Source organism: Deltaproteobacteria bacterium (genome assembly GCA_016931625.1).
Lineage (GTDB): Bacteria > Myxococcota > XYA12-FULL-58-9 > XYA12-FULL-58-9 > JAFGEK01 > JAFGEK01.
The window spans coordinates 13,345-28,735 of record JAFGEK010000017.1 but is presented as its reverse complement, the minus strand read 5'-3'; the positions used below and the strand labels follow the sequence as shown (position 1 = coordinate 28,735).

15 protein-coding genes are annotated in these 15,391 nt (G+C 40.6%); 10 read left to right on the top strand and 5 right to left on the bottom strand.

Features of this window, described 5'->3' with window-relative positions; all coding sequences use genetic code 11:
• Nucleotides 1-33 precede the first annotated feature (33 nt).
• On the bottom strand, nucleotides 34-450 hold the full coding sequence (locus JW841_01005) for a cyclic nucleotide-binding domain-containing protein (GenBank protein MBN1959497.1): 417 nt from the start codon (nucleotides 448-450) through the stop codon (nucleotides 34-36).
• A gap of 258 nt (nucleotides 451-708) precedes the next feature.
• Here JW841_01005 and JW841_01000 point away from each other — a divergent pair, with 258 nt between their 5' ends.
• Nucleotides 709-1,374: a uracil-DNA glycosylase gene (locus JW841_01000; GenBank protein MBN1959496.1), complete on the top strand. Its 666-nt coding sequence runs from the start codon at nucleotides 709-711 to the stop codon at nucleotides 1,372-1,374.
• Between the two features lie 324 nt (nucleotides 1,375-1,698).
• Entirely contained in the window at nucleotides 1,699-2,235 is a 537-nt protein-coding gene (locus tag JW841_00995) for a hypothetical protein (GenBank protein ID MBN1959495.1), read from the top strand.
• A gap of 19 nt (nucleotides 2,236-2,254) precedes the next feature.
• Here JW841_00995 and JW841_00990 read toward each other — a convergent pair whose 3' ends face one another.
• From JW841_00990 to JW841_00980, 3 genes are all read right to left on the bottom strand, one after another.
• Nucleotides 2,255-3,334 carry a hypothetical protein gene (locus JW841_00990; protein MBN1959494.1) on the bottom strand — a complete coding sequence of 360 codons (1,080 nt, stop codon included), beginning with the start codon at nucleotides 3,332-3,334 and terminating at the stop codon, nucleotides 2,255-2,257.
• Nucleotides 3,334-6,051: a TonB family protein gene (locus JW841_00985; protein MBN1959493.1), complete on the bottom strand. Its 2,718-nt coding sequence runs from the start codon at nucleotides 6,049-6,051 to the stop codon at nucleotides 3,334-3,336. The genes JW841_00990 and JW841_00985 overlap by 1 nt, the downstream gene beginning before the upstream one ends.
• Nucleotides 6,052-6,517: 466 nt before the next feature.
• Nucleotides 6,518-7,879, bottom strand: a complete 1,362-nt coding sequence (locus JW841_00980) for a carbohydrate ABC transporter substrate-binding protein (GenBank protein MBN1959492.1) — start codon at nucleotides 7,877-7,879, stop codon at nucleotides 6,518-6,520.
• A 207-nt stretch (nucleotides 7,880-8,086) separates the two neighbouring features.
• On the opposite strand from JW841_00980, the gene JW841_00975 reads away from it, so the two are divergent.
• The 5 genes from JW841_00975 (at nucleotide 8,087) to JW841_00955 (ending at nucleotide 12,828) form a co-directional block, all read left to right on the top strand.
• Nucleotides 8,087-9,565 (top strand): glycosyltransferase, encoded by a 1,479-nt coding sequence (locus JW841_00975; protein MBN1959491.1) that lies wholly within the window; start codon nucleotides 8,087-8,089, stop codon nucleotides 9,563-9,565.
• Nucleotides 9,566-9,822: 257 nt separating this feature from the next.
• Nucleotides 9,823-10,125: a ferredoxin family protein gene (locus JW841_00970; protein ID MBN1959490.1), complete on the top strand. Its 303-nt coding sequence runs from the start codon at nucleotides 9,823-9,825 to the stop codon at nucleotides 10,123-10,125.
• A 4-nt stretch (nucleotides 10,126-10,129) separates the two neighbouring features.
• The gene (locus JW841_00965) at nucleotides 10,130-11,290 is read left to right on the top strand and encodes a 2-oxoacid:acceptor oxidoreductase subunit alpha (GenBank protein MBN1959489.1); all 1,161 of its coding nucleotides are present in this window, start codon (nucleotides 10,130-10,132) and stop codon (nucleotides 11,288-11,290) included.
• A 12-nt stretch (nucleotides 11,291-11,302) separates the two neighbouring features.
• Nucleotides 11,303-12,196: a 2-oxoacid:ferredoxin oxidoreductase subunit beta gene (locus tag JW841_00960; GenBank protein ID MBN1959488.1), complete on the top strand. Its 894-nt coding sequence runs from the start codon at nucleotides 11,303-11,305 to the stop codon at nucleotides 12,194-12,196.
• An 83-nt stretch (nucleotides 12,197-12,279) separates the two neighbouring features.
• Nucleotides 12,280-12,828, top strand: a complete 549-nt coding sequence (locus JW841_00955) for a 2-oxoacid:acceptor oxidoreductase family protein (protein MBN1959487.1) — start codon at nucleotides 12,280-12,282, stop codon at nucleotides 12,826-12,828.
• 202 nt (nucleotides 12,829-13,030) lie between these two features.
• Here the strand turns inward: JW841_00955 and JW841_00950 are convergent, their stop codons facing one another.
• Nucleotides 13,031-13,189, bottom strand: coding sequence for a hypothetical protein (locus tag JW841_00950; GenBank protein ID MBN1959486.1), 159 nt, complete (start codon nucleotides 13,187-13,189; stop codon nucleotides 13,031-13,033).
• Between JW841_00950 and JW841_00945 the strand changes: the two genes are divergently transcribed.
• Genes JW841_00945 through JW841_00935 form a run of 3 tightly spaced genes read left to right on the top strand, consistent with a single transcriptional unit; the run spans nucleotide 13,179 to nucleotide 15,372 of the window.
• A complete protein-coding gene (locus JW841_00945; GenBank protein ID MBN1959485.1) occupies nucleotides 13,179-14,294 on the top strand; it encodes a DUF4349 domain-containing protein in 1,116 nt (371 codons plus the stop codon). The two genes, JW841_00950 and JW841_00945, sit on opposite strands and share 11 nt — an antisense overlap.
• Nucleotides 14,291-14,902, top strand: a complete 612-nt coding sequence (locus JW841_00940; GenBank protein ID MBN1959484.1) for a DUF4349 domain-containing protein — start codon at nucleotides 14,291-14,293, stop codon at nucleotides 14,900-14,902. Before JW841_00945 ends, JW841_00940 begins: the two co-directional genes overlap by 4 nt.
• A complete protein-coding gene (locus tag JW841_00935) occupies nucleotides 14,899-15,372 on the top strand; it encodes a hypothetical protein (GenBank protein MBN1959483.1) in 474 nt (157 codons plus the stop codon). Before JW841_00940 ends, JW841_00935 begins: the two co-directional genes overlap by 4 nt.
• Nucleotides 15,373-15,391: the final 19 nt, after the last annotated feature.

The window sequence follows — 15,391 nt, the reverse complement described above, 5'->3', positions numbered from 1 at the left end:
TGTATTAACAAATAAAGAATTGAATTCATTAAATCACCGTCTATTTGTTTCGCGCAGGCGTCTGGTTAGTACTTGAATAATTGCCTGTGATATCTCAGGTTTTTCTGCTAAAATATCAGCAAAATCATCGCGTTTAATTTTTAGTAGAGTAAGGTCATCACAAGCTGTGACAGTAGCTGAACGTGGCTGCGCATCAAGAATAGACATTTCACCAAAACATTGGCGTAAACCAAGAGTCGCGAATACTTGTTCTCCTGAGTGTACTTTAACACTGCCATCTACGATCAGATACATAGCATCGCCATGATCACCCTCACGAAAAATGACTTGCGAGGCGGCATACTCCACCTCCTCAGTAATAGCAGCAATTTCTGAGAGTTCTTCGCCAGGAATTGCCTTAAATAGGTCGACTCCTTTAAGAAAGAGTACTTTCTCTACCGTACTGATCACTGTCAATGTACTCCGTAGCAGTTACCCCCATACTAAATAACCCATAACATAGCGAAGCGACAACCAGGGGGGAAGAGGAAGCAAAAATATAATTTATGATGCTTTACAGGTTATTATGATTGATCAATATTTTATTTTTTTCTAACTAGGTGAAAAGTTTATGTTTTTAGTAGTAATTAATCATATTTTTGCATATATACTTTTTTTAAAGTACTAGACGTTAATAAATGATAACGGTTTTAGCGCAAGTAAATGTCTATGATGAATGGAATAAATGATTTTGCCGCAGCATTACGTGATTTTCTCACGTTTCAAGGGGAGCTTGGCTTAATAGGATTAGATGTCTCAGCAGACCTTACACAACCAACCGAATTAGCAGCGATATCTAAAGAGATTGAAAACTGTACAAAATGCAAACTTTTTCAGCATAGAACTCATATTGTTTTTGGTACGGGAAATCCCAAATCCCGCTTGCTTTTTTTAGGTGAGGGCCCTGGACGGGACGAGGATTTGCAAGGTGAGCCTTTCGTAGGAGCTGCCGGGCAATTGCTTAATCGTATGATTTTTGCAATGGGCTTAAAACGTTCAGAAGTTTATATCGCTAATATTGTCAAATGTCGTCCTCCAAATAATCGTGATCCTGAACCTGATGAAATTGCAGCTTGTTTAGGATTTTTGCAGGCGCAAATAAGAGCAATACAACCAGAAACGATCATATTGCTTGGCCGCGTTGCGGCTCAAACAATTTTAGGCGAATCGACGCCAATTAGTCGTTTACGCGGTATTTGGCGCGAATATCAAGGTGTTTCAGTAATGCCAACCTTTCATCCCGCCTATTTATTACGTAATCCTACCGATAAACGTTTGGCTTGGCATGATTTACAATTAGTAATGAAACGTTTGAATCTTGGACTTCCTGGTTGATCAGTGCACTAATTAAAAGATCACCAGCAGGAGATAAAATTGACGTTGATATTAATAAAATTAAGCATTTTTTCACAGAGTATTGTGCTCCTAACGGGATAATACTAGAAGGGGCTAGATTTCAACATTGTAAGCAGGTACGATTAGCAAATTAGCAAATGATTAAGAGGGCACATGGTTGACTATTCTTAAAACAACATTTCTTAAGATTTTTTTATTCTGAGAGTGTATTGTATTAGCGCTGAAGCTTGACGCTATCTCGTAAGCTCGATACATTCTTAATTTTCGGGGACATTGTAGGCAACATATAAAAAAAACCTTACTATGAAGGTCGCACTAGATTTTATAATCCACATTGATGACGTGGCAGTTGATGCCGATACACTTCTTGCCGATATCGAGAAATATAAAGGTGCGTTTTCGCAAGCATCTGATATCAAAGGTGCCGTTATAACAATTTTTGACGGTGAAACTTATAACAGTGACTATTCTGATCCATTATTGCGTTTAAGCTCTCAATGGATAAGTAAACTACCATGGGTTTTAGGTGGCGATACAGAAACAGTAGCTTTACGAAATAGTGAACACTGTTATGCTTTCATGCCCGCTGGTGATAGCGTTGAGCTTTCTTTTTTTGCAGGTAGTGAAAATGAAGTCGAGGAATATGTTATTGAGCCATCAACGATTAGATTAGATGCCTTTGCTAACGAGAGCATAAAATTATGCGAGCGTATTTTAGATGTAATAAAGGCTCTAAACTCTAGTTTGCTTGAGGATGATGAAGATTGCCGCGAGTTAATTACAAGCTTAAATGAAGGACGTGATGCTTGGCGTGATCATCAACTTCACACTCGACGGTAATGTTTTTATTTTACGTACATTAGGGATCAATAATTAGGTCTATATGCGTATAGCTTTCACCGCCGCGGTGATCACGAGCTACAAGCCATAGCGTGGCTAGACCATCGGTATACAATGGTGGTGTCTTAGGTGCAGTATATATGGTATCGAGTGTTTTGGTGAACTTAGGCCAGGTTAGTTCTTCTTTAATTTTTCCGTAAGTAACAAACCATGCCACAGAGATCTCTTCAGTAGAAGCAATGACTTGCACTGTTCTTGATTGTAAATCGGTCTGTAACAATTCAAATGATTCGGAAGATTCAGTAGTAAAGCTTGGCAGTATTCTTATTTCTGAATCAGTTTGAATATGTAACGGAACATCGGTTGGAATATCTTCCCAAGTGGCGAAAGTCGTATTTTCTGAAGACCATTGTAATTGATCAAATATAGGGTTGTGGTTAGCAACAAGTTCAGGATGCCAAGCAATACAATCATTAGTAGCGTCACTTTGGTCAGGTGGGCAGAATGAATAGCCGAGAAGATATTGCAGGTGATCATTAAAGGCATATAAGTCGGCAACAGTGACAACAACTCTTTTATAACCTGATACTTGTTCCCCTTGACGGCTTAAAGCGAGTATCGCTGATGGCCAAATCCCCATTCCTAGTCCAAATTGCATAGCTGCAAAATAATTTATTAATGGAGTGAGTTGTTCAATTGTGAGAGTAAATGCTGGGATGTCGTAGGGACGCATAGCTTCATGAGCAGGAAGATCCGAAGCTTCGGGTTTTGGCAATGCTGTGCCGCTTAAAGTTATTTGTCGTGCGGTTTTTAATGTTGCTTGTATATCTTCAGGAAATTGAGTAACTAATTCTTCAAAATCATCACAAGCCAGAGTAGATTCTACTGGGCAGAAACTCCAGGTATAGTCAACCGGGCCACCACGAGGATCTAATACTAAGGCATTAAACGTGAGTTCTGCATCTGGTTGGTCAAAAAGATAAGTCGGTGGCTCTGCTTGCATACTAATGATGCGCAGATCTTCAACTTTTGAATATTGGGGTAGATTTTGATCACAAGCTGAAATGATAAAAATGAAAACAAAAAGAATATATCGCATTAGAATTCTCCCCTTACGCCAATAAGCGGTACTACCGGTAAGAAACTAAAAGCGGCACGCTCACGATAACGATAATCATAAAGATAAGATTCAACATTTTTTGTGTTGTAAGCATTTATGACTTCTAAAAATACTGACAATTTCCAGAGGTCGAATATAAAATTTTTGTCGATGCGAATATCTAATTGAGTAAATGTAGGCATACGCTGTGATAAACGTTTAAGTGTTGAAGTATTAAGGCGATAGACATTTGCATCAGCATCCCAATTAGCTCTACCAGAATTAAGCGGGGTATAAGGATTACCTGAAGTTAGACGAAAACGAAAACCTGCTTCAAATCCCCAAGGTAATGTCCATTGACCAACAATGGTCAGAATGTGAGTCTGATCAAAAAATACCAAATGCTCTTTAGTAGCAAAATCATCATCGCGATATGTAGTTGATGTACCTGATGCTGTTGTTACAGGTTTATCTCGTTCACGTTCTAAAGAGCGTGAGAGTGTATAAGATACCCATCCATAAAATGTTCCATCGGCAGTTGCCAATTTACGTAGTAAAATTTCAAGACCGTAAGCACGCCCACTGCCAGCATTATCCCAAATTTGTGGAATTGCTTTACCGTTATCATATTTAACCAAGGGAGTAGGGGAGCGCAGGTTACGCCGTAAATTATAATAAGTTTGCACATCAATATTTATTAAATCGGTAAATTCATGTTCAAAACCTACAATGAAATGATGCGATTGCTCTGGTTTTAAATTTGGATTGCCAAATTTTGGTTGCAGATATTCAGGCCCAGGAAGTTTTTCGTACATACCATATGCTGCTTTTAGTGTTGTGCCTTTGCGAACTTCATAGCGTGTGCTTAAGCGCGGTTGCAACATAAAAGCCTGGGTATGATAATAATCATAACGATCAAACCGTAATCCACCAGTTAATTTAAGTTCAGCTAGTGGCATGGCAACACCTTCTATCCAGTAACCTTGATGATAGCCATAACCATCTGAGGTATAAGACTGATTTTTAGTGTAATCAAATACTGGACTAGGATAGCGGCGTAAATCAGTAGTGAACGGAAATTCTAAATCAACTTTGCCTTGTCCAAATTGATGATCAATGCCTGCATTTAAAACGAGTTTTTCGTTTAGCTTATGTTGAAAGTCAACACGAAATTCTAATGAATAGATATAGATTTTTTGATTGCTATCAGCACCAGTATCGGAAGTTATTATAAAATTTTGGTATTCAATACCTGGGGTTAATGATGTTGTTAATGTAGTTTGTTCATCAATTTGCCAACGGTCGCGTAAAAGTAACCGATGAAAAGCTAAATGCATACCAAAATTGACATTAACGTCTTCGGCAGATCCGCTTTGGTATAGTTTTAGGCGGTCGTTTGAGCCAAAAGCAAATATATCAATAGCATGATTATCTTGGCGACGGCTCGCTTTTAATTGATAATCCCAAAAAACCGGGGAAACGGTATAACTACCTTGCCCGGGTTCATTTGATGAGGTGCTATCGATTATAGATTGTAGAAAGAAATCAATAAATGAACGACGCCCAGCCACTGCTAAAGACCAACTTCCAGCGGGTACACAGACATAAGCTTTCAATTGCATAGCACTAATTTCACCAACGCCATGCCAATCATCACAAATGATGCTGCGGCTTTTTACATTAGCAATACCTGCAGTTGCCCGACCGTACTGAGCCCCGAAACCACCAGGATAAAAATCAATCGTTTCAAGAAATTCTGGATTGATAACTGAGGTTAACCCTAAAAAGTGATAGAGCAAAGGTACTTGAACGCCATCAATAAAGGTTGCAGTATCAGCAGGCGGTGTGCCACGCACTAAAAGTGCACCACCAAGACCACCTGGTACACGAGCTAGTCCTGGCAAGTTTTCGAGTACTCGTACAGGATCACCAAATGTTCCTGGTACTCTCTCAACTTCTTTGCGTTGTAGTTCTACCCGTGCAACTTCTTTGCGTGGGCTGTGAGTGCGTACCACAGTTTCAAATGGGTCACCTGACTGTCTTACTAAGTAAAGTGATAGTTCAAGGCGTTCGTTAGCCGTAATTTCTGCATTAGTTTCATAGGGACGATGATTACGACTCAGAGCACGTACTTTGTATTTGCCAGGTAGCAAGCCACGTACCGCGAACTTACCTTCTGCGTCAGTTTCTGCCACCGGTTTACCATCAATTTCTACTACTGCACCTGCAATAGGTTTGCGCAACCCAGCTTCACGTACTGTACCAGAGAATGTAATTGGTTGCGGCTCTGCGGGTTTTTCAGCTTGTGGTTTTTTTTCTTTAGGGAGTTCCGGAACAAATGTATAGCGATACTCAATACGAATAGCTGCTGGTTTGCCATCAACTTCAGCGGGAGAGAATACAAAATTTGTAGCCGCTGACATTGCCGCATCACCAAAGGCCGGTTCACTGGCAGATTGTATTTCTACATTATCAACGAGACCTTCTTCATTGATATCAATAAATAAGAGTACTTCCCCAGATTTACCACTAGCTAAAAATTCAGGGGGATATTCAGCTTTAATAAATGTCAGTAACTCTGGTGCTTTAGTAAGAACAGGAGTGGGTTGAGCTTCTGTAGCTTTAGGAACTTCAGGCAATGGTCCCTGTGGTTCAATTGCAGCGTATGCTTTTAATGCTGCTAATAAAGTGATTAAAATAAATGAGCAAAGCCTCACTTAACTCTCCTAAACAAAAACACTATTGTAGTTAACTCATCGCATAAATACTTACAGAGATAAATTATAAATTTTAAAAGTTAGTCCTGTTTATTGAGGAAACCGCGTGATTTTGACTTTGACGCTGAAAAAGTGTGAAAAATTCTATTTAACCTTTTATTGATCCAGCCAATATACCTTTTACAAAATATTTTTGCAGAGCTAAAAATATCATTAGCGGCAACAGCATAGAAATAAAGGTCGTAAACGATTACGTTGTTTGTATGCTAATAGATTGAGACTTCGCTCACTAATTATCAGGTAAATACAGAGTATAAAGGGCACGCCTACTACAGCGATGGTTACCCAAAACAGGTTCGTGATGCTCATAATGAACCTCAAAACATGAGGTTAAGCAATAAACCGTAGATAAACACGGGGAGTTATATGTTAGCTCCCCGTGTCTTAATGATATGTATTTAAATTATTATTGTTTGTATACTTCTTTGCGTACTTTTTCGAGGCTTTCAAGAATACTATTAAGTTTTGCGGGTTTTTCTATGTAGTGTAAAATGGCAGACCAGAATTCATTATTCATCTTACCTGGCATCATATCGGATGCATCAAAGACTGTAGCTTCAGCTTTGGTCATTATTTCTGCTGCATGTTTGCTTAAAGGATCTGGATAGTCATCTAATGAAACTTGTTTATTAGGTGAAATACCATTTGCTGCTTTTACCCAGAATGATTGTGCTTTTGGAGAAGTCATATATTCAATAAACGCTGCAGCTTGTGGTGTTTGTTTGAGCATACCAAAAAGATCGCCGGCAATTTCGATAGCATTCGCATTTTGCGGATCAGCCGGTGGCAGTGCAAAGAAATTGTAATCACTGCCAGGTTTTAGATCAGCAAATTGTTTTTGAATAAAGCTTTGAATAAAAGCTGCTTGAAAGTGAAACATGGCCTTTGAGGGTGATTTAAATACTGGAATAAAAGCTTCACCAAAGTTAGTGGCAAGAATATATTTTTTGCCACCATATACCATCTTTTTATCGGTTACGATTTGGCCCCACATTTTAAAAACAGATTTCATCTCGTCACTGGTCCACGCGAGTTTGCCTTTATACCACTCTACATATTTTTGTGCTCCATACTTGCCTAGTAGAATACTCTCAATCCAGTCTGTACCAACCCAACCACTAGCAGCGCCGCTTTCAACACCAATTGCCCAAGGTTTTTTGCCTTTTTTAGCAATGACTTTTGATACTTCGATAAGTTTGTCAAAACTTTCGGGTATTTCAATAGCAGCCTCTTTTAGATTTTGGGGGTTGTACCAAACCAGGCCTTTAAGTGAAGCTTTAGTAAAAATACCGACAAGTTTGCCATCAACACTACCTAAATCTATCCAACTCTGAGCATAAGCTTCTTTCATTTTAGCCATATCGATAACACTACTAAGATCGATAAGTTTACCGCTACGTGCGAGTTCAGCCATTTTTCCGGGGTTTGGCAATACAGCCAGATCAGGCGGATTACCTGCTTCAACACGAGTGGTTAACACGGCATCAAGGTCACGAGTGCCTTCGTATTCAACTTTTATACCTGTGCGTTCTTCAAATGGTTTAACTAGATTGTTAAAAATTTCTAATTCAGCACCGCCCCATAAACCAAGAACAGACACTGTTCCACCAATTTTATTATCTTTTGCTTCGGCGGAAGTTGCCGTTTCATCAGTAACAACAGCAGTCGTCTGTTCCTCTTCTGCTGATTGTGGTGAAGATTTTGAGCACGTGGCTAAAGCCAGCACTGTCGTCAGTAAAATTGCGTTTGCGAGTAATTGTTTTTTCATTTTTCGCTCTCCTTTCTTCACAAACAAGGAATTATAAAAATAAACGCTGATAGAGCCTTCCCACTATGAGATGCGAAGTGCAAGTCAGAATTGAAATTAAATCGTGAATTTGTTCATCAAAATTAGCAGACTCCATAAGTAGCGGCTATGCTTAATTAATATGTAGTTATTGATTTTTATAGCCACACCTTGAACTGGAGGTTTTTAATGCTGAAATTGGTCGAACCAGAGCAAAGTGGCAAAGTCGCTCTTGATGTTTATAGTGCTGACGCTCGTTTATCTGCAATTGTTCGTGGATTAACTCAGCAAGCGGCTCTGGCGACACGTCAATTTCAAGGAACGGTTTGGATGATTAATTCGACCGCTACAGGCGGCGGTGTCGCCGAAATGATGCCGACAATGCTTAAGTTACTTAACGAATTAGGCATAGCAGCCCGCTGGGCAGTTATTGATTCAGATCGACCAGAATTTTTTCGCTTAACCAAGCGATTGCATAATTTATTACATGGTCAAATTGAAGCTGGCATAGATTTAAGCAGTGAAGATGCTCAACTACTTGCCGAAGTCGGGCGTGATAATGCCGAACAATTAGCACACCATATCAAGCCAGGCGATACAATCATTGTACATGACCCTCAGCCGGTGGCTATGGCTGGTATTTTAAAAAAGCTTGTTCCGGTTCATACTGTTTGGCGTTGTCATATAGGTGTCGATGAACGCAATGCCGCTACTCGTGCAGCATGGCGATTTTTACAACCATTTCTGAGTGAGTACGACCGCACAGTATTTTCAGCGCCTGAATATATTCCTAGTTATTTGGCTGACCATGCTATGCTGATTTATCCTGCGATTGATCCAAATTCTCATAAAAATCGAGAACTTACGGTGCATAAGATGGTTGGTATTCTTTGTAATAGCGGGTGCCAGACACCGTATGAGCCGCTTTTGACCGAGCCATTTAATGAATTAGTACGTCGAATACAACCCAATGGTGATATTGTGCCACCAGGTGAAATTGGTCTGCTTTTCAGGCCAATTATTTTACAGGTGTCGCGTTGGGATAGATTGAAAGGCTTCAAGCCATTACTTGATGCGTTTGTTAAACTTAAAAAAATAGAAACTCCACGTCGTAAAAGTGCACTATCCCCCCGCAACCAGCAACGCCTTGAGCTTTGCCGCTTGATTTTTGCAGGTCCTGACCCACGAGGAGTTTCAGATGACCCTGAAGGCAAAGAAGTATTTAATGAAATTATGCAGAGTTATCTTTCTCTTGATGAGCTATTAAAGACAGATATCGCAATATTATTATTGCCCATGACTTCTAGAAGAGAAAATGCGCTTATTGTTAACGCATTGCAGTATTGTGCTAGCCTAGTAGTGCAGAACTCATTACGCGAAGGCTTCGGCCTAACCGTAACTGAAGCGATGTGGAAGGGGCATGCAGTTTTGGGAACTCGAGCAGTTGGTATACGCCAGCAAATACGAGATGGAATTGATGGTTGTCTAACTCATGATCCTACCGATAGTGATGAAATAGCGGGTCATCTGGCTGGAATGTTATGCTCGCCTGGTCAACGCTTTGCTATGGGACGTAGTGCCAGATTTCGTGTCTATGAATCGTTTTTAATATTTTCACAATTAGGAAGGTATTTAGACTTGTTTACTGTTTTAAAATCAGCAGGTTAAGTGATTTTGGTAATTAATATAGTATTTGTAAAACTCTTGCTTACGTTAATAGTTAGTTATTATTTTACCAAAAGGACCCTAACTTTATTTTTGCGCCTATTGTCATTGGCTTGACAATATTTATAGGGCAGAGATAAGGGGCAACTGCTAAAAAACTCTTAAGAAGTGCAGAGTCTTAAATTTTTTAACTCCCCTAGTGGCAACACTAAGCCAGGGCTATTAGGTTATTGTTTAAGGGATGTGGAGTGTCAAAAATTATGTTGCAACCTACGCAAAGCACACAATCAGCAACTGAAAGTGTGTCTGAAGTGGCGGGGACAAAAAAAAATAAAAAAGTTAGCGGTGTTGTTTATATCGACCGTGAAAAATGCAAAGGTTGTGGCTTTTGTGTTGAGTTTTGTCCCACAAAATGTCTCGAGCTTGATCAGGCTTATAATGCCAAAGGGTATCATCCCCCAATAGTAGCTCGACCTGATGATTGTACTGGATGTGATTTATGCGGTCGGTTTTGTCCAGATTTTAGCATTTTCGCCGTTATGGTGAAAAACAAGGGCCAATAATACTATGAGTGCAGATCCGGCGGGTGTCCTCACCGGCTCGCATTATATCGATGGCAATCATGCAGCATGTGAAGGCGCACTTGCAGCAGGCTGTCGTTTTGCGGCTGGTTATCCTATTACCCCTTCAACCGAAGTTGTTGAGCGTATTGCTTCGCGAATGCCATATATGGGCGGTGTTTTCATTCAAATGGAAGACGAGCTTGCGGCTTCGATAGCATTGCAAGGTGCGGTTTGGGCTGGCAAGAAAGCATTAACGGTCACATCAGGGCCAGGTTTTTCGCTAATGATGGAGCATATTGGTTTAGCGGCAATGACTGAGACTCCATGTGTTTTCGTTGATGTACAGCGCGGTGGTCCGTCAACCGGCTTACCAACTCAGCCAGGGCAAGCCGATATGATGCAAGCGCGTTGGGGCTCGCATGGCGATTATGAAATAATTGCACTTTCGCCAGATTCACCACAAGAATGTTTTGATCTTGCTATAGAATCATTCAACTTAGCAGAACAATGGCGTGTGCCGGTGTTATTAATGATGGATGAAGTCGTTGGTCATATGACTGAACGTGTGGTTATTCCTGAAGCAAAAGATATTCAGGTAACTGAACGACGTTTTACTAAAAAGTCACCACAAGACTTTAAATTATTTGAGCCAGCATCTGACATGGTTCCGGATATGGCCAAAGCTGGTGATGGTTATAAAATTTTAGTTACCGGCCTAACTCATGACGAGCGTGGCTATCCAATTATGAATCAACATATCCAAGAACAATTGGTTCATCGTTTAGTTAATAAAATCAGACTTAATGCAAATCAGATTACGCGTTGCGAAGAAGTCGATATCGAAGATGCCGAAGTGATAGTTGTTGCCTATGGGATTACTTCACGAGTAGCACGTCGATCTATTACTATAGCTCGTGAGCAAGGCGTTAAAGTTGGTTTATTAAGGCTGATTGTTTGTTGGCCGTTTCCTGAGCAACGCATTCGTGAGTTAGCTAGTAAAGTTAAAGCATTTGTGGTGCCTGAGATTAATTACGGACAAATGGTCTTAGAAGTTCAAAGAGTTGCTGCAGGCAAAGCACCGGCTATCTTGGTTGGCCATGGTGGCGGTGAGGTGCATGAACCCGAAGTTATTGCTGCGGCTATTATTAAAGCAGCAAAGGGTTAAAGGAGCACTAAAATGAAAGTTGATAATGACGCAAATGCTTTTTATTGTGACTGCGTCAAAGAAGAACAAAATCCTGTAAATGCTATGCTGCGTCTTGATCGCATGCCTAGCATTTGGTGCCCTGGTTGTGGCGTTGGCACTAGTGTTAATGCTTTTGCGCGTGCGCTTAAACAAGCGAAAGTAAATCTTGAAAAAACTGCTATCGTTTCTGGTATTGGCTGCAGTGGTCGCGTTTCAGGTTACTTAAATTTTGATTCGTTTCATACTACTCATGGTCGTGCTATTCCGTTTGCCACTGGCCTTAAGCTAGCTAATCCAGAATTAAATGTTGTAGTTTATTCTGGTGAAGGCGATTTAATTGCCATTGGCGGCAATCATTTTATTCATGCAGCACGTCGCAATATGGACCTTTTAGTTATATGTGTTAACAACTTCACTTACGGCATGACCGGTGGCCAGGTTAGCCCAACATCGCCTGCGTCTGCAAAGTTTACCACCGCTCCTTTTGGACAATTTGAAGAACCATTTAATTTACCCAATCTCGCTGAGTCGGCAGGTGCAGTGTATGTGGCGCGCTGGACAACATTTCATGTTAATCAATTAGCCAAAAGTATGCGTGAAGCGTTAAACAAACGAGGCTTTAGGTTTATTGAAGTCATCTCCCCATGTCCGACTTTATATCAACGTCGTAACAAGCTGGGTGATGGTCTTGATGCGATGAAATATTATGTCGAGAAATCAGTGATCAACAACAATGCTGATACGCGTGAGATAAAAATAGATTTTCAAGATGAAATTACTGTTGGTACCTTTGTTAATAAAGAACGGCCAACGTTTTTAGAATCTATGAACGCGCGTTTTTCTCAAACTATTGGTGCTAGCTATCAACCTTATCCAGAGGGCTAAGTGTTTATCTTTAGCTATGCGCCTGTAAAGCACCTTGCAAAGGTAAAATAGATAATTGGTGCCAGGCAAATATGGAGAAGAGGGTGTCAAGAGACGAAATTAAGCTTGGGGGATTTGGTGGTCAAGGCGTTATTCTCTCAGGGATAATCGTCGGCAAAGCTGCCGCGTTATATGATAATAAAGAAGCGACTTTAACGCAGGCGTTTGGTCCTGAAGCGCGCGGTAGTGCCTGTAGTGCCCAAGTAGTGGTTTCTTCTGAGCGCATTTTATATCCGTATGTGACCAAGCCAAATATTATGGTGCTTATGTCACAAGATGCCTACAATCGTTTTTCTAAAGAAGTCGCTCCTGGTGGTACGCTAATAATTGAAGAAGAATTAGTTAAACCGCAAACTGTGCCAGAAGGTGCGCAAGTTTATAAAATCCCGGCCACTCGTATCGCTGAAGAATTGGGTAAAAAATTGGTGGTAAATATTGTTATGGTCGGTTTTTTTGCTGCTATAACGAATATAGTTGACCCTCAAGCCATCCGTAAAGCAGTTGAAGATTCGGTACCCAAAAGCACTATCGACGTTAATCTTAAAGCTTTCGACCGCGGTTTTGATTATGGGAAAGCATTAACGCGGGCTTAAGTAGATAGTTGCTTAGCTATAAGCAGCTCAACGGTGTTTTTGCGTTGCAGGCAGGGCAAAAAAATTAGCAATGCTGCAATTACATTTAATCTGCTTGCATTTAAAAGGAAAAAATAGTTTCATAAAACTCCCAAAAGCTGAGCTAACAGTATTTGGTTGGTTTACTTGGTGAAAGTGAAAACTTTATGATCAAATCATATGTTTACAATGAGTATAATTCAATACATGGTTGCAGTATTGTAAAGGCACTGGTGGCTTTTTGCCTTTTTGCGGGCTCCTGCACATTAAGCGCAGAATCGCCTAGTGAAATGGCACCACCCATGTCAGAGCCTGAAGTTGCTGCTGCGACTATGTCGGACACCAAAGCCCCCCCACCGCCACCTGCGGCCTCAAAGCCAATGCCCATGCGATCAAAGAAAATTGGACGTATTTCATCTGGTAAAGGTGGCAGCAAAGGCAAAGATTTTAGTCGCGGTGGTCCTGGTGCTGCAAACCAAAGAGAAGAAAGCGAAAGCATCGAAGGTCAAGAGCAACCACCAGCAAAAATAAACCGTATGGTTCACTATAACGGTTTTGTTAAGTTGAGAGTTACCAGCCCCAAAGAAACACTTGCTAGTGCAGCAAAGCTTAGCGAGACAGTAGGTGGTTATATTGAAAGTTTGACTGATAATGCAATAACTTTGCGGGTGCCAGTTGCGAAATTTCGTGAAATCTATGCTGCGGTTTTAAAGCTTGGTGATGTGCTTGATCGTTCAATGACTGCCGAGGATGTCACCGACTCATATACTTATATTTCATTACGGTTAAAAACTTTAAAAGCTAGCCGTGATCGTTTAATCGATTTGTTAGCACGTGCACGTAAAGAACATGAAAAATTACAAATTTTAGCTGAAATAAGACGACTCACCGAAGAAATTGATCGCGCCGAAATGCAAGTAAAAACTTTGGCTTCGCTTGCCGAATTTTCACGGTTATCTATTGAAGCGATTGCACGCCAGCCACGTGAGTCATCATCTTCAGTTGATGAATTAGCGGCCTTTCGTTGGATCCGTTCGTTATCGCCGTTTAGTCGCGATATTGCGCATCAAGGCAAACGGTTAAAACTGAATGTTCCCGAAGGCATGGTGCTACTAAGTGAAAAAACTCATTGGACCGCCGAAAGCGCTGATGGTGCGGTAATATGGGCAAGTACGCGTGAAAATATTCCAGTAGGTACTACTGATTACTGGATGAAAGCTGTCCAAAGTAGGTTGGCGCCAGAGTATAAATCTGCCTCGATAACTAATATTGGCGATTTTGCTGTTCTGCGTTTAGTAGATCAATCAGAGGCTGCTTATCGTTATCTTATTGGCCTGCGGGTAATTGATGACGAATTACAAATTGTCGAAATCTACTACCCTTCACAAAAACACGAACAACGTTATCATGATGCGGTAAACAATATACTAGAGCGAGGTGAATCATGATTAGGGGAGCAAGAGGTGCTTTTTCTGCTTTTTTATTGCTTTCTCTATGCGCTGTTAGTGCAAAAGCGTCAGCACCTAAAGTAACGGTTTCAACGTCATTGGTTTTAAAAGTGACTGATCGCACGCAGGCTGCCGATGATTTAATTAAACGCAACGAAGAACTTGGCGGTTATTTTTCACAAAGGCAAAATGACTATGTAGTTTTACGGGTGCCACACCATGCGCTAGCAAAAGTTATTGCTATGGCTGAAAGCTTAGGTAAGGTAATACAAAAGACTTATAACAGCACAGATGTAACTTTTGATATTGAAGAAAAACGTACTTTAGTAGCCTCTCGCGAAGCAGTGCTCGCGCGATATTTTAAGGTATTAGATGGTGCTAGTTTAAATGCTATTGTGTCGATTGAACATGAAATGACTCAACTCATTGCTGATATTGAACAATTACGTGGTAGTTTAAATTTAATTGAACATCATGTTGCTTTTGCTGATTTAACGGTAAATTTTCAGTTTCGTGAACGCCAACCACCAATACGTGACGGCAGTTCGTCTTTTGCTTGGCTAAATACCGTAAACTTAATCGACCTTATTGAAGACTTTCGCAAATGAAAACCAACTCTCAAAGCTTATTTCCTTTGCTGGTAATTGCCAGCGTGCTTTCAACAACGTTGCTGCTAAACGGGTGTCGTCGTTTTGAAGCAAAAGTTCCTGACGGGTTTGCTGCTTATGATGATGGTATAAATCATTTTCGCGCGGTTAGTCCTGATGGGGTAGTGTATCGCGTACGTACAGAAAAAAATTCACCAGAAGCGAAAGTTGTTTTTTGGCGCGAAGCATTGAAAAAACGCATGCTTGATGCGGGCTACATTTTTACTAACGAAAATGATATTACCGCTGGCCAGATCCCAGGCTACTTACTAGAATTGGCGGCGCCTGTAGGCCTGCAAGATTACGGTTATTTAATCGCATTATTTGTTTCTGGCTCACGTCTTATAATTGTTGAAGCATCAGGAGAAGTGCTGAAATTAAAAAATCATCGTGACGCAATTTTGAACTCTATTAACGCTCTAAAAATTTGATTTAGCTAGGGGACACTCC

Excerpts from the sequence above, each read along its gene's own strand:
- JW841_00995 (MBN1959495.1), top strand. The coding sequence starts at position 1,699 with ATGAAGGTCGCACTAGATTTTATAATCCACATTGATGACGTGGCAGTT.
- JW841_00940 (MBN1959484.1), top strand. The coding sequence starts at position 14,291 with ATGATTAGGGGAGCAAGAGGTGCTTTTTCTGCTTTTTTATTGCTTTCT.
- JW841_00965 (MBN1959489.1), top strand. The coding sequence starts at position 10,130 with ATGAGTGCAGATCCGGCGGGTGTCCTCACCGGCTCGCATTATATCGAT.
- JW841_00970 (MBN1959490.1), top strand. The coding sequence starts at position 9,823 with ATGTTGCAACCTACGCAAAGCACACAATCAGCAACTGAAAGTGTGTCT.
- JW841_00960 (MBN1959488.1), top strand. The coding sequence starts at position 11,303 with ATGAAAGTTGATAATGACGCAAATGCTTTTTATTGTGACTGCGTCAAA.
- JW841_00975 (MBN1959491.1), top strand. The coding sequence starts at position 8,087 with ATGCTGAAATTGGTCGAACCAGAGCAAAGTGGCAAAGTCGCTCTTGAT.
- JW841_00945 (MBN1959485.1), top strand. The coding sequence starts at position 13,179 with ATGTCGGACACCAAAGCCCCCCCACCGCCACCTGCGGCCTCAAAGCCA.
- JW841_00990 (MBN1959494.1), bottom strand. The coding sequence starts at position 3,334 with ATGCGATATATTCTTTTTGTTTTCATTTTTATCATTTCAGCTTGTGAT.
- JW841_01000 (MBN1959496.1), top strand. The coding sequence starts at position 709 with ATGATGAATGGAATAAATGATTTTGCCGCAGCATTACGTGATTTTCTC.
- JW841_00935 (MBN1959483.1), top strand. The coding sequence starts at position 14,899 with ATGAAAACCAACTCTCAAAGCTTATTTCCTTTGCTGGTAATTGCCAGC.
- JW841_00980 (MBN1959492.1), bottom strand. The coding sequence starts at position 7,879 with ATGAAAAAACAATTACTCGCAAACGCAATTTTACTGACGACAGTGCTG.